This window comes from Desulfovibrio desulfuricans (assembly GCF_024460775.1).
Taxonomy (GTDB): Bacteria; Desulfobacterota; Desulfovibrionia; order Desulfovibrionales; family Desulfovibrionaceae; genus Desulfovibrio; species Desulfovibrio desulfuricans_E.
In genome coordinates, this window is sequence record NZ_JANFYZ010000060.1 from 1 (window position 1) to 274 (window position 274).

A 274-nucleotide genomic window follows, 5' to 3' on the forward strand; every position below is an offset into this window, starting at 1 on the left:
GACAAATTTTTGTTCCTTTGTCAACATTTGATTGTTTTCTTCAAATTCAGCCTTTTCTTTTTCCTCTTTATTAAAAGCACGAAGCACTCTTACACCGATAAGATTTTCTCTCGTTTTTAGAAGAATTTCATCTAAATATGACTGCACTTTCTTATAAAGAGGCATTGTAATCAGCATGATCCCAAATACAACTACCGACAAAAGAGGAATTACAACAACAAAAACCATTGCCGCTTTGACATCTACCATAAAAGACATTGCCATTGCGCCGAAT

Annotated in this window: 1 protein-coding gene; it reads right to left on the minus strand. The window is 34.3% G+C overall.

Annotated features, from left to right (window positions below; translation table 11 throughout):
• A partial coding sequence (locus NE637_RS15405) for an ABC transporter transmembrane domain-containing protein (RefSeq protein WP_256267807.1) occupies positions 1-274 on the minus strand: 274 nt, incomplete at both ends.